The sequence below is a fragment of the Acidipila sp. EB88 genome, from assembly GCF_003858395.1.
In the GTDB taxonomy this organism is placed as follows: Bacteria; Acidobacteriota; Terriglobia; order Terriglobales; family Acidobacteriaceae; genus EB88.
The window spans coordinates 2,985,975-3,011,048 of the sequence record NZ_QWEV01000005.1; the positions used below are offsets into that span (position 1 = coordinate 2,985,975).

Genomic DNA, 25,074 nt, shown 5'->3' on the forward strand with positions numbered 1-25,074 from the left:
CTACTCGGGTCTCGATCCATTCTTCACTTACGGCCGGGCCTGTCGCTTGCAGGATGGTTTGCAACGCGGGCTTCAGGCTTTTCGTTCAGGTGGCGCATACAAAAGGACATTGCTCCGATCGCCACAATCGTGCGGCGTGCTCTCCGTTCTCCCGGCACATCAGCGTGCACAGCATTTCCGATACCTTCATAACGCTCGGTTGCTAATCCCAGACGGGCTTCAACGACGTTCCGCCTGCCGAATGACTTGAGGGTGAAGCGCCATTTCCTGCTGACCTTGGTATACTTTTCGAGTTGAAGCTTGCAGTTGATCTTCGCTGCATCCTTGGCGCCAGGGATGTAGATCGTAGCCCAGATTGAAGGTGCCTTGCGTAGCGAAAGTCTGTGCACAGCACCCACTGGATTGAAGCTTGTACGGTTCAGTCCTGGTCGACGCCTGCAAGACCGCTGTGAATGTGCGGGAGTAGTTCAGTGGCAGAACGTCAGCTTCCCAAGCTGAATGTCGCCGGTTCGATCCCGGTCTCCCGCTCCAATTCACTGCAAATCCCTTAGACTCAGCACGAATGTGAGCTCCCTCAGCAACCCTGGGGTTGAGCTTTGCTTCTTAAGCAAGCGTGTGGGCCAACCACCCCAAAGGGAGTTTTCATGAATACGCTCAAGTTCTGGCTGGTCTTTTCGGTCGGCGTCGCCGCAGGCGCCACGGTTTCGTTGATTTACGCCCCGCAGGATGGCAAGAAGACACGCAAGCAGCTAAAGCGCAAGCTGGACAACGCCGGGGACTACCTCAAGGATCAGCTTGACGACGCGGGCGAGTACCTGAAGGATCAGGCAGACGAGCTTGGCGGCAAAGCTGCCAAGGTGTACAAGAGTGCCAAGGAAGCAGCCGCGGACGCCTCGGAGTCACTGTCCGGCAATGTGCAGACAGTGGTAGGCAAGGCCAAGAGCGCGATCTCTTAATCGAGTTCTTCAGCTGTTCTGCAGGCACCAACAGAAAGCCCCGTCCGAAAGGACGGGGCTTTCTGTTGGTCGGTTGCATGTACTATCAGGCGCTGTACAGCAGGACACCTTCGAGCGGCAGGGCACCTTCTTCGGCTTCCTGCGCAACCGGCCGGTAGTACAGCTGGTTGTTCTCGAGGTAGACCTCGAGGAAGGCAGGCCGCTCGTTGATGTGGCCGGCGATGAGTGCTTCCGAGAGTGGATCTTCGACGTAGCGCTGCAGAGCGCGGCGCAGGGGACGAGCCCCGTACGAGCGATCGACCAGCGTCTTCTCGAGAATCCACTTCTTGGCATCATCGGTCACGGAAATCGTGATCGCCTTCTGCACCAGGTTTGCGTTCAAGGACTGCACCAGCAGTTCCAGGATCTGGATCAGGTCCGCATCCGTCAGCGAGTGGAACAGGATGATCTCGTCCACGCGGTTCAGGAATTCGGGATTGAAGGTCCGCTTGACCTCCTGCTTCACCAGTTCTTCGACCTTGTCCATCACCAGGTCTTCGCGTTCCGACTGGAACCCGAGGCCCTGCTTGCGCTGCAAGTGCCGTGCGCCGATGTTGGAGGTCATGATCAGGATCACGTTCTTGAAGTCGACCGTGTTGCCGAGGCCGTCTGTCAGGTGTCCGTCTTCAAAGACCTGCAGCAGGATGTTGAACACATCCGGGTGCGCCTTCTCGATTTCGTCAAGCAGCACGACCGAGTAGGGCGAACGCTTGACGCGTTCCGTCAGCTGGCCGCCTTCCTCATAGCCTACGTAACCCGGAGGCGAACCAATCAGCTTCGAGACCGAGTGCTTCTCCATGAACTCCGACATGTCGAAGCGGATCAGCGATTTCTCCGAACCAAACAGGAACTGCGCGAGTGTCCGCGCCATCTCCGTCTTGCCAACGCCGGTCGGTCCCAGGAACAGGAACGAGCCGATCGGGCGATTCGGAGACTTGAGGCCGGCACGTGAGCGACGAATCGCGCGTGACAAGGCAGAGATCGCCTTCTCCTGCGAGATGACGCGCTTGTGCAGCTCGCCCTCCACGCGAAGCAGCTTCTGCGTCTCCTCTTCCTTGATCGAGAACACCGGCACACCAGTCCAGCGGCTGACGACGTCCTCAATGTCCTCCCGGCCTACGATGCCGGCCGTGGAATCATCGAGGTGGTACTTGTCGCGCAGGGCACGCAGATTCTCGCGCTCTTTCCGCTCCTCGTCCGAGTAGAAACGCGCCTTCTCGAACTCGTGGTTCGCGATGGCGTTTTCCATGCGGTGCACGATGAACTTGATCCGCTTCTGGACCTCGGTGATCTCCTCGGGCAGCGAGGTTTGGCGCAGCTTGACGCGGGCTCCGGCCTCGTCGATGAGGTCGATCGCCTTATCCGGCAGGAAGCGGTCCGGGATGTAGCGGTTCGAATGCGAAACCGCGAACTGGATCGAGTCGTCGGTGTACGAGACCGCATGGAACTTCTCGTAGCGATCCTTGATGCCCATGATGATCTTGATGGCATCTTCCTCGTTCGGCGGTGGCACCTTGACGGCCTGGAAACGCCGCTCAAGCGAACGATCCTTCTCGATCGACTTGCGGAACTCAGCGGGCGTGGTTGCGCCAATGCACTGGATCTCGCCGCGCGAAAGAGCCGGCTTGAGGATGTTGGCGGCGTCGAGGGAACCCTCGGCCGAGCCGGCTCCCACCAGGGTATGCAGCTCATCGATGAAGATGATGCAGTTCTGGTTCTCCATCAGTTCTTTCATGATGGTCTTGAGCCGCTCTTCAAACTGGCCGCGGTACTTGGTGCCAGCGACGATCAGCGACAGGTCGAGCGCAAGCACGCGCTTGTCGGCAAGGAAGCTTGGCACTTCTCCGTCGGAAATGCGCTGAGCCAGACCTTCAACGATCGCGGTTTTGCCTACGCCCGGCTCACCGATCAGGACGGGATTGTTCTTGGTGCGGCGGCACAGGATCTGGATAACGCGCTCAAGCTCGCCATCGCGCCCCACGAGCGGATCCAGCTGGTTGTCCATGGCGACCTGGGTCAGGTCGCGCGAGAACTCGGCCAGCAGGCTCGACTCACGGTTCGCGCTGCCGGAGCCCTCGCGGGATCGGCCTTGTGTCGTGCCGGAAGGCGCCTTCTCCTGCGTCGCGCGTGACAGCTCCTCACGAATCGCCAGCAGCTTCAGCCCGCGCTCGTGCAGGATCTCGGCGGCAAAGCACTTTTCTTCGCGCAGCAGCCCGAGCAACAGGTGCTCGGTACCGATGTGCTTGTGGGACAGGCGCTCGGCTTCTTCCGCCGCGTAGGCCAGCACACGCTTGCACTCGTTCGACAGGGGCAGGTCGACCGAGGTGGATACCTTTTCGCGAATTGTGGTGTGCCCTTCGATCTGCTTGCGGATCGATTCGACGGATGCATGCGAGCGTAGAAACTTGTTGGTCAGAGCCTTGTCTTCTCGCAAGAGCCCAAGCAACAGGTGCTCGGTCTCGATATAGGGCGAGCCAAACTGGCTGGCCTCATACCGCGCGAAGAAAATGACGCGACGAGCTTTTTCTGTATACCGTTCGAACATGTTCCCCCTTACTTCCTTGCCTCTGCGGCCATCGCTGAAGACCGGCAACAGGGGCGGGTTACGGCCAAAGCAGATCGCTCTGCCAGTTTTGCGTACCTCTACTCTACATACGGCGCGGTCGCGGCTTTGGCTTGCTCGTTCATGCCGTCATTGCTAAGCCGTAACACACGATCGCACCGCTCGGCCAGCGCCATATTATGCGTCACCAAAACGGAGGTAAGCGCGGCCTCCTGGTGTAGCTGCTTCAGCAGCTGGAAGATGTTGTCTGCTGTTGCGCCGTCCAGGTCTCCGGTAGGTTCATCGGCCAGCAACAGCTTGGGTTCTGTGATCAGGGCCCGGGCCAGAGACACCCTTTGTTGTTCTCCCCGGATAACTCGCCGGACCGGTGGTTTCGCCGATCCGCAAGTCCGACTCTCTTCATCCACACCGCGGCTTTCGCTGCTGCCGCGTTGGCTTTCATACCGCGCGCCATCAGGGGCATGGCCACGTTCTCCAGCGCGGTAAACTCCGGCAGCAGGTAGTGAAACTGCCAGACATAGCCGACATCCTGGTTGCGAAACCGTGCCGCCTGGATGCTGGACAATCCACCCAACTCCAGCCCATCGCACCAGATCTGTCCCGAAGTCGGACGGTCCAGCGCACCGAGCAGATGGAGCAGGGTGCTTTTACCGACACCTGACTGGCCCACGATCGCGACCATCTGGCCTGCTGCTACGCCGAATGCGAGGTTCTCGAAAAGCCTCAGACTCCGGCCCTTCGATGAACCTTCCAGTGAGTAGGTCTTGCTCAGATTTTCTACTCTGAGTAGTAGATGACGTTCACTCTCTGAAGGTCGCAGCCCCGCCTGCGAACCACCTGCCTGCTTATTCATAGCGCAGTGCCTCCGCCGGCAGAACGCGCGCGGCCGCCCCGGATGGGTAAAGCGTCGCCAGCAAAGCCACCACGATCGAGACCGCGCTGACCAGCAGCCCGTCCACGAAACGGGGTGCAAAGGGAAGGGTGTCGATCGAGTACACGTCAGCGGAAAGATGGATGAGGTGGTAGTGTCCACAGACCCAGGCCGCACCATAGCCGCCCACCAGTCCAATAGCGGTCCCAATAACGCTGATCAGCACGCCTTGCAGCAGGAAGATGCGCCGTATCTGCACCGGAGCGACGCCCATCGAAAGCAGCACCGCAATATCCCGGGTCTTTTCCATCACCATCATGGTGAGGGCAATCAGGATGTTGAGCGCAGCCACGCCCACGATCAGGCCGATGATGATAAAAGAAACGAGCTGCTCGAGCTTGAGCGCGCGAAACAGTTCACGGTTCTGCTCCATCCAGTTGGTGGTTTCGAAGCCCGGACCGGCAGCCTGCTCGATCTCTCTGCCGATACGGTCGGCATGGTAGAGGTCATCGACCTTGAACGAGACGATTGACACAAGATCCGGCTCGCCGAACAGCGCCTGCGCGTCGGCGAGACGAACAAAACCAAAGCCCGAGTCGTACTGGTAGAACCCGGAGTGGAATACGCCGGCGATCTGGAACCGCTGGTACTTGGGCACCAGTCCGTATGGCGTGAGCTCACCCTGCGGGCTGGTGACGACCACCGTGTCGCCTACGTGTGCGTCCAGCGAGTCGGCCAGATCGTAGCCCAGCACGATGGGCGGCGTCGGCTCGGCCGTGCCCGCTTCGAGCGGTGCTGCAGGCGTGGAGAGTGCGAGAGCGCTGCCGGCGGTCATCTGCCGCAGCATGTCGCTGACCTGCTGCTCCTCTGCCGGAAGGATGCCCTTGAGCAATGCTCCGCCGGAGTGAGCGCCGCGCGAAACCAGGACCGGCTCGTACAACGCGGGCGCGTCGGCGGTGACATGCGGCAGCGTGCGCAGCCGGGCTGTGAGCGGACGCCAGTCGCGGATGCCGTCATTCTGTACCCGCATGAGCGAGACGTGTGCGGTCGAGGAGAGTAAACGATCCTGCAGATCGCGGCGCATCCCGGTGGTAATCGCAAGCGCGATGATCAGCGACGCGACACCCACCGCAACGCCCGCCACCGAGATGGCTGTGACCACGCCGATGACTGCCTGCCGTCGCCTGGCGCGCAGGTAGCGAAACGCGATGAACAGTTCAAAGCGCACGCAGGGCCTCGCGTAGGCCGGCGCCGGCGCGATCACCGAGGCGGATCATGGCGCCGTCACCTTGGCCGAGCCGACATTGTCATTCCTGTCGAAGGCCCGAAGTGTAAGTGAGTGCGGACCGCTGGCGCCTGCGGCTGGCAGCGGGATGAGGAAGTCGTACTGCTCACGCGGAGCATCCGAGACCCGCCCCACCGGCTCAATGTACTGCCAGGCGCCGGCGTCGAGCGAGTACTCGGCACGGGCGATGGGAACCCGTCCGTCTGTTGCCGCGGCAGTCACGTGCAGCATTGCACCCGCCCGCTGTGCTGCCAGCGCGGTCACCTGCGGCGTGGCTGTATCTACCAGGAAAAGCTCGCTGACGCGCTCGGCCTCGAGCGAAGCGCCGGCCGGGTGGGAGGGAGCATCGGTGGCGACCACGCGCAGGCGATAGGGGCCATCCGGCAGCAGTGCGGCGTCGAAGCTGAGGTAGCGGTCGGTGAGCTTGTCCTTGAGCAGGTGCCAGGTGGTGTCCTCGGCGCCCTGGTAGTAGACCGAAAAGCGGAGGTCGTCTCCGTTGTCATCATGCGCGGCCCAGCGCACAGTGATGGAGCTCTTGTCCTTGAAGGCGCTGAGTGGGGTGGCCACGCTGTTGTTGTCGAGATTTACCGCATTGCCGCCCTGCGAGGCGAAAGTCAGGGTGGTCTGCGGCGGAAAACCGGGCTGCATGGCCGCGGCATTCACGCGTGTACCCGGCGCGACCAGGATCTCGTCGATCTCCGGCGAGGCATTAGCAGGCAGATAGTTCAGCACGACCTGCTGAATGCGGGCGCCTGGCTTGAGCGTCAGCCGCCATTGCGCAAAGCGGCCGGTGGGCTGCCCGAGCGTGGCGTCCGCCGGGTGAAACGGCTGCCACTCCGTCCAGCCACGCGCGGGGTTATCGATGTTGCCGGTGCGCGTCTCGAACGTATACGTCTCCGGGCCGCCCTGCGCTGTGATCTCCGCGCGTCCCCACATCGATGGCATCGTGGCATCAAAGACGTCGCTCAGCAGGAATGGGCTGGGCGCGGCTGTCAGGTGCATGCGGAGCAGCTTGCCATTGTTGGCGGCAGGCAGGTAGACCGAGTGATCCGGCGCGTCCACAAAGCCAATCACCTCGCCCGCGCCGGCGTGTGCCACATCCTGGAAGGTGCCGTTATCCTGCAGCCGGTAGACCCTGCCGCGATTCCCGGTGGCGACCAGCAGCCCGTCGGGCGTGGGACGCAAGCCGTAAATAACGTCATCGTGCGCAGCCCAGAGCCTGCGTGGCGCCTGCGCCGAGTCATGCGGGATCAGGTACAACTCCGACCCGTCCGGCACGGTCGTGTTGTTGTTCACTGACTGGGTCGAACCGGGCTGCACCACCGTGACGGTGATGCTGGCGCTGGGCGCGGCGCCCCCGCCGGCAGGCAAGGGCGGCAAGCCCGCGAGGCGACCTTTTTCGCCAACGGCTGCTACATACAGTTGCGCCTGCGGACCCAGCGCCAGCGCCGTGATCTCACGCTTCTGCGCTTCGAACAGCACGGTGCCTTTGCCGTCCGGCTGAATTCGGTAGACCAGCCCCGTTCCATCCGAGCCTGCCAGTAGGTCGCCGCCCGGCACAAAGAGCATGGAGCGCAGGTGTGGCTCGTCGCTGGTGAAAAACACCTCGGGCCTCGTGCCGGCAGTGCCGTGCAGCGCCGGGCCGGTGATGCGATAGATCACAGCGGGCGCGCCGGTAGCCAGGTAGAGCCGGCCGGTGGCGTCCCACTGCATGGACCAGATGTACTTGGGCCTTGCCTCGGTCGTAGCCGCGTCGAACACTACGGTCGCCGTGCTCTCGTCGAGAGGCCTGGCCGCGCTGGCAGGGGCAAGGTCGAGGCGAAACACCTTGGCCGATGGCAGCGTCGCGACGTAGAGGGCTCCATCGGGGCCGAGTGAGAGCGACTGCACGCTCACATCCTTGGTCGTGAACAGCACGGTTTTCTTGCCGTCGGGTGCGATCCTCACCACCTGCGCGGGTGAGCCCGTGGCCACATACGCGTTGCCATGGCTGTCGTTTGCCGCGGCCCACACATCCGCCGCTTCCAGCTGCGCGACCGTGTCGATGTCGAAGCCGGGTGACAGCGTGCCGTCATCGCCGATGGCGAGTCCTCGCGGGGAGCCCTTTTCCCAGTCCGAGGCGCTGCTTTCGGTCCACTGGTGGGTGCCCTGCGCCAGCAGTGTCACGGGGAGCAGGGCAGTGGACAGTGCGGCGGCGGAAAGCAGGGCAGGGAGAGAGCGGAGGCGCATCGTCACCTCAGGAGTCTACCAGCCGGTGCGGCGGTGCCCGGGTGACGCTGGATGCGCTTCCACTCCGCACAAGCGCTCTGGCCAGAGTGGGAGAGGCAGACCGCTAGTTGGCGAGCACGGCCCGGTAACGCACGGCGCTCTTACGCGCGCGCTCCACCGCGGCATTGGCATCGCGCATGGCAAAATTCTCGACCACCGCGCGGATGTTGTGCCGGGAAGCCACGTCCAGCATCTCGGCGATCTGCATGGGGGAGCCGATGTTGCAGCCGGAGATGCTCTTGACGCCGGAGATCAGCGGAAACACCGGGAAGGTCGCGGGCTTCGGCGGGATGCCGACGAAGACAAGTGAACCGTGTGGTCGCAAGGCTGTGACGTACGCGCTCCAGTCCTGGTCCACATTAATGGTGGAAAGGATGAAGTCGAACTTGCTGCCGAGAGCCTTGAGCGACTTGGTTTCGCGCGTGTTGACGAAGTGATGCGCTCCCAGATCGAGTGCTTCCTTTTCCTTGTCGGCGGAGGAGGAAAAAGCCGTCACGTCGGCTCCGCAGGCACGCGCGAACTGGAGCGCCATGTGGCCCAGGCCGCCGATGCCGATGATTCCGACACGCGACGAGGCGTTGACGTTGTGCAGGCGCATCGGGGAATAGACGGTGATGCCGCCACACAGCAGGGGTGCGGTCGCGGCAGCGTCCATGCCTTCAGGGATCAGGATGGCGAAGCGGGCATCCACGCGAATGCGCTCGGCAAAGCCGCCGTGGCGGCCTACACATGTGGGGGTCGCCTGCGCGCACAGGTTTTCTTCTCCGCGGCGGCACCATTCGCAGTAGCCGCAGCTATCGGCCTGCCAGCCCACGCCGACCTGGTCGCCTGCCTTGAGATGCTTAACGTTTTCGCCCACGGCAGCGACGGTACCGACGACCTCGTGACCAGGGATGAATGGATATTTGCTGAAGCCCCACTCATTGTCGATCAGGCTGACATCGCTATGGCAGACCCCGCAATGCGAGATCGTGATCTCCACATCGGAGGGTCGCAGGGCGCCCGGATCGTACTTGAATGTGTGTAGCTCGGCGCCTGCGGCATGGACGGCAAAACCCTGAATCATGGTTCCTGACTCTCACTGGCAACGGTTGGATTTCGGTAGAGCGAAGCCTATTCTACGCGGATCGTGAGAATTTGCTCGCCCGTGAAGCTGGCTTCGACCGACACACTTCCCAGTGGCTCGAGCGATTCGCTGTGCAGGGCACCACGTTCCCGCTCATGCGAAGGACCCACCAGGTTGAGCACGGACGGCGGCACCGAGGACAGGACCTGTCCATCGATGCTGGCCTCCGCATCGGGCCGGAGCAGCGTTACATAGAGCCGGTTGTCAGCGTGCATTGCGTTCAACTGCGCAACGGTGCTGGCCAGCGGAGTGGCGCCCGCGGTGCGTCCTGCGGCCATAAGGCGATCAAGCGTGGGACCATCCGATACCAGCACCCGCACGTCGCCAGCCGATAGAGAAGCGGGAAGCGTAAAGGGGATGCGTACCGTCTGCGCATTGCTGCGATACGGCGCCAGGGTGGCCGCAACCGCGAGGCGATCGCCGGCGTGGGCTGTGTTGGGTGCGTGGTTCGTCGCCTGCCCTGAAGCCTGCTCCAGCATTGCGCGGCTCAGCGCGGTGGAGCGTCGGCCGCCGAGTGTTTCGACCGAGATGTCGACGCTGGAGACCGGCGTGTGGCGAGCGCTGCTGCTGTACAGCGCGTTGAACCGCGTGCCTACCGTGAGCGCCGCAACCAGCGCGGCAGGCCCAAGGCCGCCGGGGGCAGCGAGGGTGTCGATCTCGACTGGCTGGTAGCCCGCAAGTCGAACGGTGGCGTGCACGTGGTAGCTTGCTTCTTCTGCGTAGCCGGGGGTCTGCTGCAGCGCCTGGAAGAGCGATACCAGGATCGCCGTCGGCGTGACCTGCGCCTGGTCAAGCACGCGCACGCGCAGCGTGCGCTTCCCACCCTGCGCGTCCGCCAGCGCGATGGTGACCGGGATCATGCGGGCCGTGGCTCCCAGCAGTCCGCCGATCGCGGTCTGGCGATCCTGCGTGAACGCGCCTACGATCTGCCCGGTGTTGACGATTTTGAACGACCCTGCCGGCGAAGCCAGCGTTGTGATGACTTCTGCACTGGTCATGGGCAGGCTCACCGCACCGAACTGCGTCAGGGGGTGTCCGCAGGCGAGCAGGTGTGCGGCATCCAGGTAGGTCACGGTGCAGGTTGCCGCGATCTCCATGTCGCCCGAAACCAGCAGAGCGCTTACGGCTGAGCCTGGCTCCAGTGGTGGAGCATCCACTGGGGACGCCCCGGAGCCACCGCCAAGCCCCGCAACCGGCTGCATGCCGAGCCCGGATGCGTGCTGCCGCCAGAGGTCCACCGCCTCGGCGGAAAAGCCAGTAAACACCAGCGGCGTTTCAATGGGATGGATCTGGGATGCGTCTGGAGCGCTGGACTGCTGGTCAGAGTGCTCCGTCGCGTCCGATTCGCTGGCGACGTTGTTCCGGCCAGAGTCTGGGGCGTCCGCTGCGCTCGAACCGGGCTCGGCCCCTGCAGCGGCGTTGCCGGTGGTCGTCTGCGAGTTGGCAGCGTCGAGGTCGCGAACCGGCAGCATTTGCTCGATCGGCGTGATGCCCGCAATCGGCTCCTTGGCGAACTCGCCAATACGGAAGGCCACTGCGCCCACCAGCTTGCCATCGATGTAGACCGGGCTGCCGCTCATGCCGGCCACTACCCCGGTGTACTCGGCTTTCGCCCCGGTCAGCCGTGCCAGGATCAGGTCTTCCCCCGGGCCCTGTGCATTGTGCAACACGCCCAGGATGTCTACCCCGAACGGCACCGGGACCGTGCCCTCGAAAACGGTGTACGCCGTACCGTGCTGACCCGCGTGTACGCTGGCCAGCGGATAGATGCCGGCGCTTGAGGGAGGCGGTGTGGCTGCGGCGGGCGATCCGACGGGGGCTGGCGACTGGGCCAGGGCTGCGATGGTTCCGAGCAGAAGAGGAGCAGTGAGCAGCCATGGCTTGCGCGGAGTAAACACCCGTCCAGAGTAGCTGGCTGCTCCGCTTGCAGCAATGGGATGCCGGGCGGGAGAATAGACAACATTGCCATCGGACCACGGCTCCCTCTGTCGCGAGGTGCGCAGATGGAAACCGCGGAGTGGAGCCTCGCCTTGATCGTTCCGAAGAAACCTGCCTTGTTTGCAAGCCTCCTGCTCGCAACCGCGCTTGCGCCGTCGCCGCTCGTGTGTGCGCAGCAGCCAACCCAGACGACGCCGACCAGCCCGCAGACCACGCCCTCCCAGCAGACCCCGGACCAGACCACCCCTGAGCAGGGCGGACCGGCCGGCGACAATGGCGCCATCGCAATCCCCAGGAAGAAGGTGGAAGCGCCTCCACCACCGCCGCCCCCGGAACCGGTGGTGAAGAATCCGCCACAGCTATCGAACTATTCGCTGCGCGTGGACGTGCCGGTCGTCAACGTGGATGTGGGCGTCATCCTCGAGAAGACGCACCAGTTCGTACCCAACCTGCAGGAGGCCAACTTTCGCGTATACGAGGATGGCAAGCTGCAGCAGGTGACGCACTTCAGCCGGATTGAAGCGCCGATCACCGCCGTGTTGCTCACCGAGTTCGCCGCGACCAACTACCACTTCATCTACGACATGCGCAACGCGGCCTACGCCTTTGCGCAGCAGTTGAAGCCGGATGATTACATCGCCGTTGTGACCTACGACATGCACACCGAGGTCCTGACGGACTTCACGCAGGACAAGCGCCTGGTGGAGCAGGCGCTTAGCTCACTGATGATCCCGACATGGCGCGAGACGAATCTATTTGACGCCGTGTACGAAACGCTGGACCGGCTGAGCCGCGTGGAAGGGCGCAAGTACGTCATCCTTGTTTCCTCGGGCGTGGATACGTTCTCGAAGCTCACATTGGACAAGACACTGGCCAAGATCAAGGCCACGCCGAATGTGACGATTTACGCCATCGGCACCGGGCAGTTCGCCCGGATCATGGCGGAAGGCCGCGGCATGGGTGGCGCACGCGAGATCGGCTACCTGCAGGCCGACAACCAGCTTTCGACCTTTGCCCGTATGACCGGCGGACAGGCGTTCTTTCCACGCTTTGAAGGCGAGATGCCAGACATCTTCCACGAGATCAATAACTCCATCCGGAACCAGTACGCCTTGAGCTACCGGCCGACGAACACAAAGCAGGACGGCTCATATCGGAGGATCCAGGTGGAGTTGGTGGACAACGAGGGCAATCCACTGCGAATGCAGGACGAGAAGAACAAGCCGCTGAAGTACGACGTGATCGCTCGCGACGGCTACCGGGCAAAGCTGCCGGTGGAGTGAGCGGTCCTGCCGGAGCGAGCAGGCGACTGTGACGGTTTGAGTTGCGCGAGATCCGAGTTAGCCGCGGTGTTTCGAGCAGCAAAGGTACACTCAAGCCATGAGCATCAAGACACTTGCGAGTCGCGAAGTGTACCGCAACGCGTGGATGCGTGTGCGCGAGGACGACATTGAGCGGTCCAACGGTAAGCGCGGCATATACGGCGTGGTGGAGAAAGACCCCTGCGCCGTGATCATTCCGCTCGCCGGGGACACGCTGTACCTGGTGCAGCAGTACCGCTACACCGTGCAGGAGGTCTGCCTCGAGTTTCCTCAGGGAGGCTGGGAAGCGCCGGATGTGGACATCCGCGAGCTGGCTGCCGGGGAGCTGCGCGAGGAGACCGGGCTGCGCGCAGGCTCGCTCGACTACCTCGGCCCCATGTGGATTGCCTACGGCTTCTGCAACCAGCAGCAGCATGCTTTTCTTGCGACCGATCTCACGCAGGGCGAAACTGACTTCGATCCCGAAGAGCATGACCTGTCGCTGCACACCGTCTCTGTCGCCGAGTTTGAGCACATGCTGCTCTCCGGCCGCATCAAGGATGCCTGCACCATCGCGGCCTGGGGACTTTACAAGGTATGGCAGCAGGCGCAGGCGAAAGGAAGGCTGTAAATGGCAGCAACGACCAGTGGAGAGTGGACGGCAGCGGATATACCGAACCTGCAGGGCCGGCGGGCAATCGTGACGGGCGCCAATATCGGGCTGGGCTTTCAAACCGCGCGTGAACTTGCGCGGGCAGGTGCGCAGGTGGTGCTTGCCTGCCGGTCAATCGACCGGGGCAATGCTGCGGCGGAGCGCATTCGCGCTGAAGTCTCCGGTGCGCAGGTGTTTGTGGCACACCTGGATCTCTCATCGCTGGCCTCGGTGCGATCCTTCGCGGCCATGGCACTGGAGGCGGGCGGCGCACTCGACATCCTGGTGAACAATGCCGGCATCATGGCGCTGCCGAAGCGAGAAACCAGCCCGGACGGTTTCGAGTTGCAGCTGGCCACCAACTACCTGGGACACTACGCCCTCACCGGTCTCCTGCTGCCGCTGTTGCTGAACGCTGCGGCGCCCCGGGTTGTGAGTTTGTCCAGCAATGCGCACAAGCGCGGCAAGCTCCACTTCGAGGATCTGCAACTGGAAGCTGGCTACACCCCGTGGAAAAGCTACTCGCAGACAAAGCTCGCCATGCTGGTGTATGCCCGGGAACTGCAGCGGCAGAGCGATGCGCACGGGACGCGCCTGGTGAGCCTCGCGGCCCACCCGGGGCTTTCCAAGACGGCCATCAATCGCGACGTGTCGGGCCCGGCCAAAATCGCAATCCCGATCCTGTTCGGGCTCCTGGGACAAAGCGATGCGGAGGGTGCCCTGCCGCAGCTTTACGCAGCAACAGCTGTGGAGATAGAGCCCGGCGCCTACTACGGTCCGGATGGTTTCCAGGAGTTCAAGGGTAGTCCTGCGCTCGCGGACGTGGCTCCGCAGGCGGCGGACGCAACAAGCGGGCAACAGCTTTGGAGCGCTTCGGAGGCGCTCACCCACGTCACTTATGACTGGACCGCCGGTGGCATGGGAGAACTGCGGCCCCAGGGTGTGCCCGCAAGCTGACCCGGTCCGCTCGCGCGCCGGGTCAGCTTTGCCGCGAGCGGGGCGGCCTCGCCAGCAGGACCACCATCGCCACGCCTGCGACGAGCACTCCTTCTTCGAGCTCTTCACTGACAGAGTGCAGCCGGTTAAACTCGAGCCGATGAGGCTCGGCCGGTGGGGCCTTGTCGATGTCGCCACCCACGGCGAGGCGGTCCGCCTCCATGCGCGGCATGATGCCGTGCTGGGAAAAGGCAGTGAGCGCCAGCATCGCTACCGTGCACAGAATTGGGCCGATCAGGGTCCGTCCATACGCCCGCACCGCGGCCGCAGCCAGCAGAAGAGCAAGCAGCACCGTGCCTGCGACAAGCCCTTCGCTATGCAGCGTCGACAGCGCAGTCCTCACAAAGATGCCCGCGGTACGTGGATCGGGCAGCACGTGGAAGGCGATGCCCGCAACCGCGGGAAAAAACATGACCGCACCAAGCCAGAGAACGATCAACAGGGAAATCAGCACGCGCAACAGGGTCGCCAAGAGGAACTCCTTCGTTACAAGCCTAAACTTTCCCCGTCGCCATATGTATTCTCATATATCAAGCGCATGATGATGTGAAAATCGGGAGCATAAGTAAAATCAAGAGGGGCTGTGCGTCGGCCAGTTCCGTATAAGTTGTGTAAATAGAACTAGATGCAAGCAATAACTACTGAGTAACGCCGGAGAGGTCTATTTGGCGAGGTGATTGCTTAAGTGCAAGTATGCAACGAACCTCCCCCAAGCTGACACAGTATGCTTCTGCGCTTCTTGCTTCCCTGGTTCTGACCGGGATAGCGCCGTTTTCTTCCCCGTTTGCAACGATGCTTCATGCTCAAAGCACGATCTCGGGTGATATTTCGGGCGTAGTGACCGATAACTCCGGCGCGATTGTGCCGAATGCACAGGTGACGATCAAGAACACCGCCACTGGGAGCACCCAGAAGCTGCGGACGAACGCAAGCGGCAACTTCCGTGCATCCTTGCTGCAGCCTGGCGCCTACAGCGTCGCGGTTGAGGCTGAGGGCTTCTCAGCGACCACAACGACCGCCCAGGTTTCCGTCGGGCAGCTGGCCACAGCGAATGTGACGCTCGGCGTCGGCGCGGCTGCTACCAACGTGCAGGTCAATGCATCGGGCGGTCTGATGCAGACCGAACAGGCAGAAGTGTCGACTTCCTTCTCCATGCAGCAGATCCAGAATGTGCCCAACCCGGGCGGCGATCTCACCTACATCGCGCAGGTTGCGCCCGGCTCCGTGATGAACAACGGCGGCGGCTACGGCAACTTCTCGAGCTTCGGCCTGCCCGCCACGTCCAACCTCTTCACGGTCGATGGTGCCAACGAGAACGATCCATTCCTCAACATCAACAACTCGGGCGCGACCAACATCCTGCTGGGTTCGAATGATATTGAGCAGGCGACCGTAACCAGCAACGGGTACCAGGGACAGTACGGTGGCCTGGGCGGCGCCAACGTCAACTACGTGACCCGCTCCGGCTCGAACAAGTTCCACGGGGACTTGAAGTACTACTGGAACGGTTCCACGATGAATGCCAACGACTGGCTCAACAATCACGACGGAACGCCGCGTCCTTTTGACAACGCCAACCAGTGGGCGGCTGACATCGGTGGACCCATCGTGAAGGACAAGAGCTTCTTCTTCGTTAACACCGAAGGACTGCGCCTGGTGATTCCAACCAGCCAGACCGTGTTTGTGCCGAGCGCTGCGTACCAGGCGGCTGTGCTGGCGTCGATTCCAACGACCAGCATCCCCTTCTATCAGCAGATGTTCAACCTGTACAACACCGCCCCGGGTATCGAGCGCGCGACCGAGTACAACGGCGATGCGAATCGCAACTCGTTCCGCAGCAACGTGAGCAACCAGACCAACGAGTACCTGATCTCGGCGCGCTTTGACCAGCAGTTCGGCGAAAAAGATCACATGTTCATCCACTTCCGTACGGATCATGGTGTGCAGGCAACGCTGACGGATCCGATCAACTCGGCTTTCAACGCGACCAGTGTGCAGCCCCAGTACGAAGGTCAGCTCAATGAGACCCATGCTTTCAGCCCGAACCTGACCAACCAGTTCATCGCGGCCGGCAGCTGGTACAGCGCCACCTTTAACGAGCCGAACCGGGCCGCCGCACTTGCGCTTCTTCCGGAAGCCGTCGCCTTTGCCAGCGGCTACTTCTCTCCTGTGGGCCATGACGTGTATGACTTCCCGCAGGGACGCAAGGTCTCGCAGTACCAGTTCATCGACGATGTCACCAAGGTAATTCGTAACCACACCGTGAAGTTTGGCGTGAGTTACAAACGCAACGATGTGACGGACTACGGTCCACAGCAGTACGTGGCCCCAAGCATCTCGGACGAATCTCTGCAGGATTTTGCCGCGGGTAACGCCACTGTGTTCCAGCAGAACTTCCCGCAGCGTCAGACCGAGCCGATCGCTCTCTACGGCCTCGCGGGTTACGTGCAGGATGAGTGGAAAGCGACCCCTGCGCTTACTCTGACCGCATCGCTCCGTGTGGAGCACAACTCCAACCCCGTGTGCCAGACAAACTGCTTTGCGAACCTGCAGAACGGCGTGGCCTCCCTGGACGGGGATACGACACAGGCTTACAACGCCAAGATCGCAAGCGGTCTACACACGCTGTTCCCGAGCTATGACCAGGTTTCCTACCAGCCGCGCGTCGGGTTCAACTATGCGCCAGCAAGCATGCATGGCAACACCGTGGTGCGTGGTGGCTTCGGCGTCTTCGCTGATGTGTTCCCTGGCACGGTTGCAGAAAACCTGTTTGAGAATGCGCCCAACATCAACACCTTCACCATCAATGGTGCCGGGCTGGCTCCCGGGGTGGCTGGTAGTGCAACCGCGACCGCCGCAGCCTCCAACCAGGCTTTCCTGAACAACTACGCGGCCGGCGCTTCGTACTCGAGCCTGACCACTCCCGGTTCCCCGACTTACGTTGCAGGCTTCTCAGCGCCTTCCTTCACCACGACGCATCCGAACATCCACTATCCGACCTACTACGAGTACAACCTCGCAGTGCAGCAGTTGATCGCTCGCAACACAACGCTGACGTTCAACTATGTAGGGAACCACGGTATCCATGAGGCTGTTGTGGATCCCAGCGCGAACTCCTTCTTCACGCCGGATTCGTTCACGGCAGCCAGCGGATTCAACAGCACCCTGCGCAACACCGTGCCCGATGGATCGTTCTCGCAGGTCACCGAGGTGCGCAATCAGGCAGACTCGAACGACAACACGCTGGCGGTTTCGCTGCAGCACACGTCGAAGTACCTGACTGTGCAGGCGAACTACAGCTGGCAGCACTCCATGGATGAGATCTCCAACGGTGGCTTCCTGCCGTTTACGGATCTGACGAATGTCTCGATCTCCGCGCCGATCGACCCCACGAATCTTCGTGCCCAGTACGGAAGCTCGGATTACGACATCCGCAACAACTTCACGCTTGCCTACGTCTTCACGGTGCCGAAGTTCTACGGACCACGGGTGCTTTCCGATGGCTGGTTGATCTCGGGTACGGTGTTCGCGCACAGCGGCTCGCCCTACTCCATCACCGACAGCCAGACCACCGGCGATCTCTCGTCGGACAGCTACTACGGCACTGTGCTTGCTACCCCAACCGGTCGCACGCTCAACAAGTCCTGCGATGCCAAGGCATCCGTGGACACACCCTGCTTCGGCGCAGCACCTTCGTACACCACGGCAGCCGACGGAACCACGGTGGTGACGCCGGGCTCGCAGTTCACCTTCGGACAGTCGTTCCTGGGCCAGCGTCGCAACAGCTTCGTTGGACCGAACTACTTCGATACGGACATGAGCGTGTACAAGAGCTTTTCGATCCAGCGGTATGAGAGCGCGAAGCTGCAGTTGGGCGCACAGTTCGTAAACCTCTTCAACCATGCCAACTTCGATCAGCCTTTGAACGACGTGGCGCAGGGCTCTGCATTCGGCACCACGCAGAGCACGGTCAGCTCGCCCACAAGCATCTTCGGCTCGTTCCTCGGCGGCGATGCTTCCCCACGGCAGATCCAGCTCACCGCGCGTTTCCAGTTCTAAGGGAGAGTTGCTGCAAACAGAAGAGGCGGCCCTTGCGGGCCGCCTCTTCTGTTTGCTACGCACAGTGAATGGTCTTACAGGAACAGGAACTCCTTGGTGCGCAGCCCGGCGATTGTGTCGCGCAACCTCGCAGCCTTCTCAAACTCGAACTTCTTGGCAGCTTCGCGCATATCGCTCTCGAGCTTGGAGATATGCACGTCGAGCTCCTGCTGGGTTGCGAACTCCGGCATCTCGGCGGACTCTTCCGTGAGATCGGCGTAGTCTGCCTTGAGTACCTGTGCCAGGGACATATCGGTCGGTCGAATGACCGAGGTCGGCGTGATGCCGTGTTCCACGTTGTAGGCACGCTGTACCTCTCGCCGGCGCGTGGTTTCATCGAGAGCCTTGCTCATCGAATCAGTCATCTTGTCGGCGTACAGGATAGCGCGACCCTCCACGTGACGAGCAGCCCGGCCGATCGTCTGGATCAGCGAGCCCTGCGAACGCAGAAAGCCTTCCTTGTCCGCATCGAGGATGGCCACAAGCGAAACCTCGGGCAAATCGAGCCCTTCGCGTAGGAGGTTGATGCCGACCAGCACGTCGTATTCACCTTTGCGTAGGTCGCGCAGCAGCTTCACTCGCTCCAGCGTTTCGATCTCGGAGTGCATGTAGCGGCAACGAACGCCTACCTCGGTGTAGTAGCCGGAAAGATCCTCGGCCATGCGCTTGGTCAGCGTGGTGACGAGCACACGCTCGTCGCGCTCCACACGCAGGCGAATCTCTGCGAGCAGGTCATCGATCTGCCCGCGAATCGGACGAATCTCCACCTCGGGATCAATCAAACCCGTGGGCCGGATTACCTGCTCCACAACAACGCCTTCAGCCTTGGCAAGCTCGTACGGCCCTGGCGTTGCGGACACGTACACGATCTGGTGCACGCGGTTCTGAAACTCTTCGAACTTCAGCGGCCGGTTGTCCCGCGCGGATGGAAGACGAAAACCGTAGTCGACAAGATTCTGTTTGCGCGAACGATCGCCATGCCACATGCCGTGTAACTGCGGCACCGTGACATGCGACTCATCGATAAACATCAGGAAGTCTTTCGGAAAGTAATCGAAAAGAGTTGGCGGCGGCTCACCCGGCAGGCGCCCGGAGAAGTGACGCGAATAGTTCTCGATGCCGTGGCAGAAGCCCATCGACTTAATCATCTCGAGATCAAAGCGGGTGCGTTGATGGATGCGTTGTGCTTCCACCATGCGCCCCTGCTGTTCGAGCTCTTTTTCCCACCACTCCAGCTCGGTGAGAATCGACTCAACCGCCGTCTTCTTGCGCTCCGGCTGCACCACGTAGTGGCTCTTCGGGTAGATCGGCAGCCGCGCATACTTCTGCTTTACGGTGCCGAAGAGTGGATCAATCTGGCTGAGCGAATCCACCTCGTCGCCGAAAAGCTCGATGCGATAGGCGCTTTCGTCGTACGTTGGAAATACTTCGATGACATCGCCGCGAACGCGAAACGTTCCGCGACGAAAGTCGCCGTCGGTGCGGTCATACAGGATCTCGACCAGCTTCCTGGTGATGTCATCGCGGCGGATCTTCTGTCCCTGCTCAAGGAACAGCAGCATGCCGTAGTAAGCCTCGGGCGAACCGAGGCCATAGATACACGAGACAGACGAGACGATGATTACGTCGCGGCGCTCAAAGAGGGACCGCGTTGCGGCGAGGCGCAGCTTATCGAGCTCCTCGTTGATCGTCGCTTCCTTCTCGATGAACAGGTCGCCCGCCGGGATGTAGGCCTCAGGCTGGTAGTAGTCGTAATAGGAAACGAAGTACTCCACTGCGTTGTTCGGGAAGAACTGCTTGAACTCGTGAAAGAGCTGCGCTGCCAGGGTCTTGTTGTGCGCGAGGATCAGGGCAGGGCGATCGAGTGTTTCGATCACCTTTGCCATGGTGAAGGTCTTGCCGGAGCCGGTTACGCCAAGCAGCACCTGGTGCTGGTCGCCGGCGCGGATCCCGTCGACCAGTTCACCAATGGCGCGGCCCTGGTCGCCGCGAGGCTGGTAGTCACTTACAAGCTCAAAGTCCACGCGATCTCTCCGCTGTTGCTGTTGTCACACCCAGTGCCTCGGTCCACTCGCTGGCATGGTCCACCACGACGTCCACGAGCTGCTGCTGCTCCATGTCTGCGATAGTGTGTGGTGACAGGCCGAACCGGCAGCCAAGGCTCCAGGTGCCCGCAGCCTTCGCCGTGCGGATGTCCACCTCGGAATCGCCGATCATCACTGTCTCTTCGGGCGTCGCGCCTGCTTCCGCCATGAGCTTCAGCAGCCCTTCCGGGCCGGGCTTCTTGGTGGCGAAGCTGTTGCCGCCGTAGATGGAGAAAAAGAAAGGCGCAAGCTGCAGCGCTTCGCAGATCTCCTGCGAGGGGCGCACCGGCTTATTTGTCAGCACGGCCATCTGTACAGGCAGGCCGGCCTGCAGGGCAGAAAGCTGCGCGAGCACGCCGGGGTACACGGTGGTGTGGTCGAGCTTGTGTTCACGATAATGCGCGAGGAAGGCATCCAGCGCGGCAGGCGCGAGCGCGAGGTCCGCGCCATCCGCCTCGAGTGCCCGCTTCACCAGCATGCCGGCGCCATCGCCGATGTAGGAGGCGATCCGGTCCTCGTCCTGCGGGGCGAGGCCGAACTGCGACAGAGCAGCATTGACGGACTCCACCAGGTCCTTGCGGGAGTCGATTAAGGTGCCATCCAGGTCGAACACGAGAAGACGAAGCCGGGCGCAGGGGATGGATCGAAGTGTTCGTACCATCCCCTCATTTTAGTCGCCCGCCTCCGTCCCACCCCGACCCGTAGGACGGCCGTCGCCATCGGGGTTTATTTCAGGTGAATATTGCCGGAGCCTGTGATCGCGCGCACCATGGGACCGCCGCCGCCGGCGTCGCCAATTACGTGGTCCTTGCCCGTGCCGTTCTGCTTGAAGTTGCCACCAGCGTAGGCGATATCCCCGGACCCAGTCGTGGCATTGAGCGAAAGAGGCGCACCACCCGTGTCCGCCGTGATATCGCCGGAGCCCGTCTCGAGCTTCCAGGCCGCGAGCGGCTTGCCCGACACGTCAAGGTTGCCGGAGCCGGTGTGAGCCCACAGTCCGCATTGCACGTTGGCCAGGTGGATATTGCCGGAGCCGGTGGTCGCCTTGACATCGCGTGCGGAAAGCATCGTCGCCTTGACGTCGCCCGAGCCGGTTTCAAGCTGCACATGGTCGCTCAGGCCGGTCGCCTCCACGTTGCCGGAGCCGGTCTTGAGCTGCACGGGGCCGCCGTTATCTGCGACGCGCACATCGCCCGAGCCGCTGTTGGCGCGCAGGTCAGTGCCGCGAGGTGTCGTGACCTCGTAGTCGATGCTGATGTTGTTGGCATGGAAATTGTGCCCCAAGCTGATGATGTTGCCCGCCTGGTTGATCGGCGGATTCGCCACGATCTGCTTGATGCGGTCCTCACTTGCACCGCCAAACCAGCCGCCGCCGCTGTGCACATGCGCCACGATATGGACCGAGTCCGTTGCACCGGGTGACACGTGGATGTTGCCGGAATCCGTGTCGATGCCGAGCAGCACCGGGCCATTGACCTTGAGCGTGCGTTCAAACGTGCCATCGGCAGCGAAGGCGGATGGCGTGAGGAGCGAAAGTGTGCCCGCAAGCAGGATGGAAGAGCATGCCAGCTTCATCAAGGAGTGCCTCCCGCGCATGGATCGGCTCATGGCCGGCCTGCGCTCTGCGATAGGGTACGCCCCGGGTGCTCTGGAAGTTCCCTGGCAGGAGTAGAAAGCTCCGGCTGCCGGATTCGCTGCAGGAACAAGCTGCACAGCAGAAGCAGTGAAGCAGGAGGAGAGAGCGGCGGCGGCAGGGAGGCGATCACGTACACTCAGCACAATGCTGGGCTTGCTCCTATTTCGCCTGGCGGCAATCGCCGCCTTGATCCTGGCCAATGGCTTTTTTGTCGCCGCGGAGTTCGCCTTGGTCTCGCTGCGGCGCAGCCGCCTGGAAGAGCTGATCGCCGAAGGCGTACCGGGAGCGAGCACCGCCAAACACCTGCAGGGCCGACTCGACGACTTCCTCCCTGCCGTGCAGCTTGGCGTGACGCTGTGCTCACTTGCTCTCGGCTGGATTGGCGAGCCCACCGTGGCCGCTGCGCTGAACCCGCTGTTCCTGCGCATGGCGCATGCCTCGCTCTACGCACACCTGCTCAGCGCGTTCCTGGCGTTTGTGTCGATTACCTACTTCCATGTGCTGCTGGGTGAGCTGGTGCCGAAGTCGTTCGCGCTGCGGCGGGGTGAGCAGCTCGCCATCGCCGTTGCTGCGCCCATGCTCGCGTTCATGAGCCTGACGAGGCCGGCAGTGCTTCTGCTGAACCGCTCGGCCGCAGTGGTGTTGCGCCTTTTCCGCATGACTGCCTCGCACCATGGAGCCGTGCACTCGCCGGACGAGCTGAAGTTGATCGCCACCGCGGCACGCGAGGGTGGCACGCTGCCGGCTTTTCAGGAGGCGCTGATCCACCGCGCGGTCGAGGGCGGAGAGATTCCCACACGCGAGATCATGACGCCGCGCCAGCGTATCGTGGCGCTCTCTGCCGCGATGCCCGTGGAAGAGGCAAGCGCGCGCATCGTCGAGGAGATGCACTCGCGTCTGCCGGTGTTCGACCCGCTGCGTGGGCCCGAGGCCATCATCGGCGTGGTGTATGCGAAAGACGTGGCCCGCCTGATGCATTTCCTTGCCGTCGCACCGCGGGCTCCACAGGGAGTAGCCGCGCCGCTTGCCCGGCTGCAGGTGCGATCCATCATGCGCGACGTGCTGGTGGTCCCGGAAACCAAGCCGGTGTTTGACCTGCTGGTGGAACTGCAACAACGGCGCCGTCACCTTGCGATCGTGGTGGATGAGTTCGGGTCGACTGTCGGGCTGGTCACGGTAGAGGACGCCATCGAGCAGTTGATCGGCGAACTCGATGACGAGTTTGACGACACTGCGGGCGCGGTTCCATTGCTTCCCGCCGCCAGCGAAACCCTTCTGCTCGAAGGCAGTGTGAGCCTGCGCGACCTGCAGACACAGATGCGCTGGAGTCTGCCGCGGGATGGAGGCATCGAGACCCTGGCCGGATTCGTATTGAGCCGTCTCGGGCATATCCCTGTGCAGGGCGAGCGAGTGGACTTCGATGGCCACCGGCTCACCGTGGTGGAGATGCAGGGCCGCCGCATCAGCAAGGTGCGCGTCGAAAATGCCCCGGCGGAGGCGAAGGCCGGCAATCCACGGGAAACAGGCGCTCGCTCCTGACGCAGCAGCCGCCGTGTAAAGATGAAGGGCACATGCCTGCCCTGTCGATTTTTCAGCCTTGCGGAGCGCTGAACCTGCATTGCGCATCAGCCACGCCGCGGATGCATCGTCCTACCCTCGCAGTAGCAGCGGGACGATTCCAGTCGCGGCTGTTGCTGCTGTCTTCAGCCATTGTTCGGCAGGCTCACGCCTCCACTTGGAGCCAGGCATGAAGCGCGCTCTTCGTGCGCTGGTGTGGCGCCTTCTGTACACCATTCCGGTGGTATGGCTTGTTGTTTCGCTGGTGTTCCTGTTGATCCATCTCGTGCCCGGTGATCCGATCCAGGCCATGCTGGGCGAGGGTGCCCGCGCGGGTGACATCGCGGCGTTGCGTCACCAGTATGGACTCGACCAGCCACTTGCTACTCAGTACATCGAGTACTGGCGAGGCGTCCTGCACGGCGATCTTGGCCACTCCATTCGGCTCAACGATACCGTCACCCATCAGTTGCTGTTGCGCTACCCCTACACCTTTGTGCTGACCATCGCCGCGCTGGTGTTCGGTCTCGCCCTGGCTTTGCCTGCAGGCATTACGGCGGCATTGCATCGCAATCGCTGGCAGGACCAGGTACTGGGCGTGGTGAGCCTCTTCGGCTTGTCCTTTCCTGCGTTTGCGTTGGGGCCAATCCTGATTCTGTTTGTGTCCATCCGGCTCGGATGGCTGCCAGTTTCCGGCGCGGCCGGTCCCGCGTACCTGGTGCTTCCCGCAGTCACGATGGGTGCTGCGCTGGCCGCGATCCTGACGCGCATGGTGCGCACCGCCATGCTTGAAGAGCTGGGTCAGGACTACATCCGCACAGCCCGCGCCAAGGGACTGCCTGAGCGCAACGTGGTGTATGGCCACGCGCTGCGCAATGCCATGATCCCGATTATCACCTTGCTGGGGCTGCAGTTCGGAGCGCTGCTGGCCGGCGCAATCGTGACAGAAATGATTTTCTCCTGGCCGGGCATCGGCCGGCTCACCGTGTCCGCGATCTCCAACCGGGACTATGCACTGGTGCAGGGCTGCCTGCTGGCCGTTGGTCTCACGTATGTGCTGGTCAACCTGCTCACCGATGTGTTGTACCTGCTGGTGAATCCACGGATCAGGGGTTGACGCGCGCTCCTGCAAGCGTCCGATCTTGTATCCGTCTCAGGCCGGGTCAGAGGGTGCGGAGAGCGTGAGCAGTTCGGGTGTGATGCGGCCATGCTCGATGCGCAGAAAGCCGACAGAGATGGGCAGCCGAAATCGGCGCTGGCCCGATGCGCCCGGATTGAAGAACAGCACGCCCTTTCGCTCCTCGATCAGTGGCTTGTGGGTGTGCCCGAAGATCACCGCTGCGATCCCTGCCGCGGCCGGTGCAATCGACAGGGTCTGCACGTCGTGGAGCATGTAGAGGTTCAGGCCGGCAAGGGGAATGTACTCCTCCGCAGGCAGCGCGGCGCAGGGTCCTGTCTTGTCGATATTGCCGCGGATGGCGGTGACCGGCGCGAGCGTGCGCAACGCCTCGAGAATCGCCGGGTCCCCGACGTCGCCCGCATGCAGAATGTGATCTACCCCGGCGAAAGCGGCACGCACTTCCGGTCGCAGCAGTCCATGGGTGTCCGACAGCACGCCGATGTTCACTGCACACCTTTCCTGAGTGTTGAACGACTTGCTTCGCCTAAGCAGGGAACTACGTGTGCATGCGCTGGCAAGTGACG

Annotated in this window: 19 protein-coding genes, 1 tRNA gene and 1 pseudogene; 8 read left to right on the plus strand and 13 right to left on the minus strand. The window is 62.3% G+C overall.

Features of this window, described 5'->3' with window-relative positions:
* Nucleotides 1-23 precede the first annotated feature (23 nt).
* The gene (locus tag D1Y84_RS12870) at nt 24-389 is read right to left on the minus strand and encodes a hypothetical protein (RefSeq protein ID WP_124849058.1); all 366 of its coding nucleotides are present in this window, start codon (nt 387-389) and stop codon (nt 24-26) included.
* 67 nt (nt 390-456) lie between these two features.
* Between D1Y84_RS12870 and D1Y84_RS12875 the strand changes: the two genes are divergently transcribed.
* Both D1Y84_RS12875 and D1Y84_RS12880 read left to right on the plus strand, forming a co-directional pair.
* A tRNA-Gly gene (locus D1Y84_RS12875) sits at nt 457-531 on the plus strand.
* A 113-nt stretch (nt 532-644) separates the two neighbouring features.
* Complete coding sequence (locus D1Y84_RS12880) at nt 645-956, plus strand: YtxH domain-containing protein (protein WP_124849059.1); 312 nt, start codon at nt 645-647, stop codon at nt 954-956.
* 85 nt (nt 957-1,041) lie between these two features.
* Here the strand turns inward: D1Y84_RS12880 and D1Y84_RS12885 are convergent, their stop codons facing one another.
* From D1Y84_RS12885 to D1Y84_RS12915, 7 genes and pseudogenes are all read right to left on the minus strand, one after another.
* A complete protein-coding gene (locus D1Y84_RS12885) occupies nt 1,042-3,540 on the minus strand; it encodes an ATP-dependent Clp protease ATP-binding subunit (protein ID WP_124849060.1) in 2,499 nt (832 codons plus the stop codon).
* Between the two features lie 98 nt (nt 3,541-3,638).
* Nucleotides 3,639-3,851 (minus strand): hypothetical protein, encoded by a 213-nt coding sequence (locus D1Y84_RS18940; RefSeq protein WP_370245816.1) that lies wholly within the window; start codon nt 3,849-3,851, stop codon nt 3,639-3,641.
* 39 nt (nt 3,852-3,890) lie between these two features.
* Nucleotides 3,891-4,411 (minus strand): annotated as a pseudogene (locus D1Y84_RS18945) (ABC transporter ATP-binding protein); the annotation flags it as partial.
* On the minus strand, nt 4,404-5,657 hold the full coding sequence (locus D1Y84_RS12900; RefSeq protein WP_124849063.1) for an FtsX-like permease family protein: 1,254 nt from the start codon (nt 5,655-5,657) through the stop codon (nt 4,404-4,406). The pseudogene D1Y84_RS18945 and the gene D1Y84_RS12900, both read right to left, overlap by 8 nt.
* Before the next feature lie 45 nt (nt 5,658-5,702).
* Nucleotides 5,703-7,943 carry a fibronectin type III domain-containing protein gene (locus D1Y84_RS12905; RefSeq protein WP_233581390.1) on the minus strand — a complete coding sequence of 747 codons (2,241 nt, stop codon included), beginning with the start codon at nt 7,941-7,943 and terminating at the stop codon, nt 5,703-5,705.
* A 103-nt stretch (nt 7,944-8,046) separates the two neighbouring features.
* Nucleotides 8,047-9,048, minus strand: a complete 1,002-nt coding sequence (locus D1Y84_RS12910; RefSeq protein WP_124849064.1) for an NAD(P)-dependent alcohol dehydrogenase — start codon at nt 9,046-9,048, stop codon at nt 8,047-8,049.
* 47 nt (nt 9,049-9,095) lie between these two features.
* Complete coding sequence (locus tag D1Y84_RS12915) at nt 9,096-11,006, minus strand: SpoIVB peptidase S55 domain-containing protein (protein ID WP_124849065.1); 1,911 nt, start codon at nt 11,004-11,006, stop codon at nt 9,096-9,098.
* A 105-nt stretch (nt 11,007-11,111) separates the two neighbouring features.
* Between D1Y84_RS12915 and D1Y84_RS12920 the strand changes: the two genes are divergently transcribed.
* The 3 genes from D1Y84_RS12920 (at nt 11,112) to D1Y84_RS12930 (ending at nt 13,956) form a co-directional block, all read left to right on the plus strand.
* Entirely contained in the window at nt 11,112-12,329 is a 1,218-nt protein-coding gene (locus D1Y84_RS12920; protein ID WP_124849066.1) for a VWA domain-containing protein, read from the plus strand.
* Nucleotides 12,330-12,426: 97 nt separating this feature from the next.
* A complete protein-coding gene (locus D1Y84_RS12925; protein WP_124849067.1) occupies nt 12,427-12,978 on the plus strand; it encodes an NUDIX hydrolase in 552 nt (183 codons plus the stop codon).
* A complete protein-coding gene (locus D1Y84_RS12930) occupies nt 12,979-13,956 on the plus strand; it encodes an oxidoreductase (RefSeq protein WP_124849068.1) in 978 nt (325 codons plus the stop codon).
* A 22-nt stretch (nt 13,957-13,978) separates the two neighbouring features.
* Here D1Y84_RS12930 and D1Y84_RS12935 read toward each other — a convergent pair whose 3' ends face one another.
* Nucleotides 13,979-14,467 carry a hypothetical protein gene (locus D1Y84_RS12935; protein ID WP_124849069.1) on the minus strand — a complete coding sequence of 163 codons (489 nt, stop codon included), beginning with the start codon at nt 14,465-14,467 and terminating at the stop codon, nt 13,979-13,981.
* Between the two features lie 221 nt (nt 14,468-14,688).
* On the opposite strand from D1Y84_RS12935, the gene D1Y84_RS12940 reads away from it, so the two are divergent.
* On the plus strand, nt 14,689-18,054 hold the full coding sequence (locus D1Y84_RS12940; RefSeq protein WP_124849070.1) for a carboxypeptidase-like regulatory domain-containing protein: 3,366 nt from the start codon (nt 14,689-14,691) through the stop codon (nt 18,052-18,054).
* A 74-nt stretch (nt 18,055-18,128) separates the two neighbouring features.
* On the opposite strand, the gene uvrB is transcribed toward D1Y84_RS12940, so the two are convergent.
* The 3 genes from uvrB to D1Y84_RS12955 all read right to left on the minus strand — a co-directional run bounded on the left by uvrB (nt 18,129) and on the right by D1Y84_RS12955 (nt 21,752).
* Nucleotides 18,129-20,117, minus strand: a complete 1,989-nt coding sequence (gene uvrB, locus D1Y84_RS12945; RefSeq protein ID WP_124849071.1) for an excinuclease ABC subunit UvrB — start codon at nt 20,115-20,117, stop codon at nt 18,129-18,131.
* Nucleotides 20,107-20,838, minus strand: a complete 732-nt coding sequence (locus D1Y84_RS12950; protein WP_124849072.1) for an HAD-IA family hydrolase — start codon at nt 20,836-20,838, stop codon at nt 20,107-20,109. The genes uvrB and D1Y84_RS12950 overlap by 11 nt, the downstream gene beginning before the upstream one ends.
* A 65-nt stretch (nt 20,839-20,903) precedes the next feature.
* Nucleotides 20,904-21,752, minus strand: a complete 849-nt coding sequence (locus D1Y84_RS12955; RefSeq protein ID WP_233581578.1) for a DUF4097 family beta strand repeat-containing protein — start codon at nt 21,750-21,752, stop codon at nt 20,904-20,906.
* 205 nt (nt 21,753-21,957) lie between these two features.
* On the opposite strand from D1Y84_RS12955, the gene D1Y84_RS12960 reads away from it, so the two are divergent.
* Both D1Y84_RS12960 and D1Y84_RS12965 read left to right on the plus strand, forming a co-directional pair.
* A complete protein-coding gene (locus D1Y84_RS12960; protein ID WP_124849074.1) occupies nt 21,958-23,352 on the plus strand; it encodes a hemolysin family protein in 1,395 nt (464 codons plus the stop codon).
* A gap of 208 nt (nt 23,353-23,560) precedes the next feature.
* Complete coding sequence (locus D1Y84_RS12965; RefSeq protein ID WP_124849075.1) at nt 23,561-24,487, plus strand: ABC transporter permease; 927 nt, start codon at nt 23,561-23,563, stop codon at nt 24,485-24,487.
* Between the two features lie 36 nt (nt 24,488-24,523).
* On the opposite strand, the gene D1Y84_RS12970 is transcribed toward D1Y84_RS12965, so the two are convergent.
* A complete protein-coding gene (locus D1Y84_RS12970) occupies nt 24,524-24,997 on the minus strand; it encodes a metallophosphoesterase family protein (RefSeq protein WP_124849076.1) in 474 nt (157 codons plus the stop codon).
* Nucleotides 24,998-25,074: the final 77 nt, after the last annotated feature.

Excerpts from the sequence above, each read along its gene's own strand:
- D1Y84_RS12880 (WP_124849059.1), top strand. The coding sequence starts at position 645 with ATGAATACGCTCAAGTTCTGGCTGGTCTTTTCGGTCGGCGTCGCCGCA.
- D1Y84_RS12885 (WP_124849060.1), bottom strand. The coding sequence starts at position 3,540 with ATGTTCGAACGGTATACAGAAAAAGCTCGTCGCGTCATTTTCTTCGCG.
- D1Y84_RS12905 (WP_233581390.1), bottom strand. The coding sequence starts at position 7,943 with ATGCGCCTCCGCTCTCTCCCTGCCCTGCTTTCCGCCGCCGCACTGTCC.
- D1Y84_RS12910 (WP_124849064.1), bottom strand. The coding sequence starts at position 9,048 with ATGATTCAGGGTTTTGCCGTCCATGCCGCAGGCGCCGAGCTACACACA.
- D1Y84_RS12920 (WP_124849066.1), top strand. The coding sequence starts at position 11,112 with ATGGAAACCGCGGAGTGGAGCCTCGCCTTGATCGTTCCGAAGAAACCT.
- D1Y84_RS12925 (WP_124849067.1), top strand. The coding sequence starts at position 12,427 with ATGAGCATCAAGACACTTGCGAGTCGCGAAGTGTACCGCAACGCGTGG.
- D1Y84_RS12930 (WP_124849068.1), top strand. The coding sequence starts at position 12,979 with ATGGCAGCAACGACCAGTGGAGAGTGGACGGCAGCGGATATACCGAAC.
- D1Y84_RS12940 (WP_124849070.1), top strand. The coding sequence starts at position 14,689 with ATGCAACGAACCTCCCCCAAGCTGACACAGTATGCTTCTGCGCTTCTT.
- D1Y84_RS12950 (WP_124849072.1), bottom strand. The coding sequence starts at position 20,838 with ATGGTACGAACACTTCGATCCATCCCCTGCGCCCGGCTTCGTCTTCTC.
- D1Y84_RS12955 (WP_233581578.1), bottom strand. The coding sequence starts at position 21,752 with ATGAAGCTGGCATGCTCTTCCATCCTGCTTGCGGGCACACTTTCGCTC.
- D1Y84_RS12960 (WP_124849074.1), top strand. The coding sequence starts at position 21,958 with ATGCTGGGCTTGCTCCTATTTCGCCTGGCGGCAATCGCCGCCTTGATC.
- D1Y84_RS12965 (WP_124849075.1), top strand. The coding sequence starts at position 23,561 with ATGAAGCGCGCTCTTCGTGCGCTGGTGTGGCGCCTTCTGTACACCATT.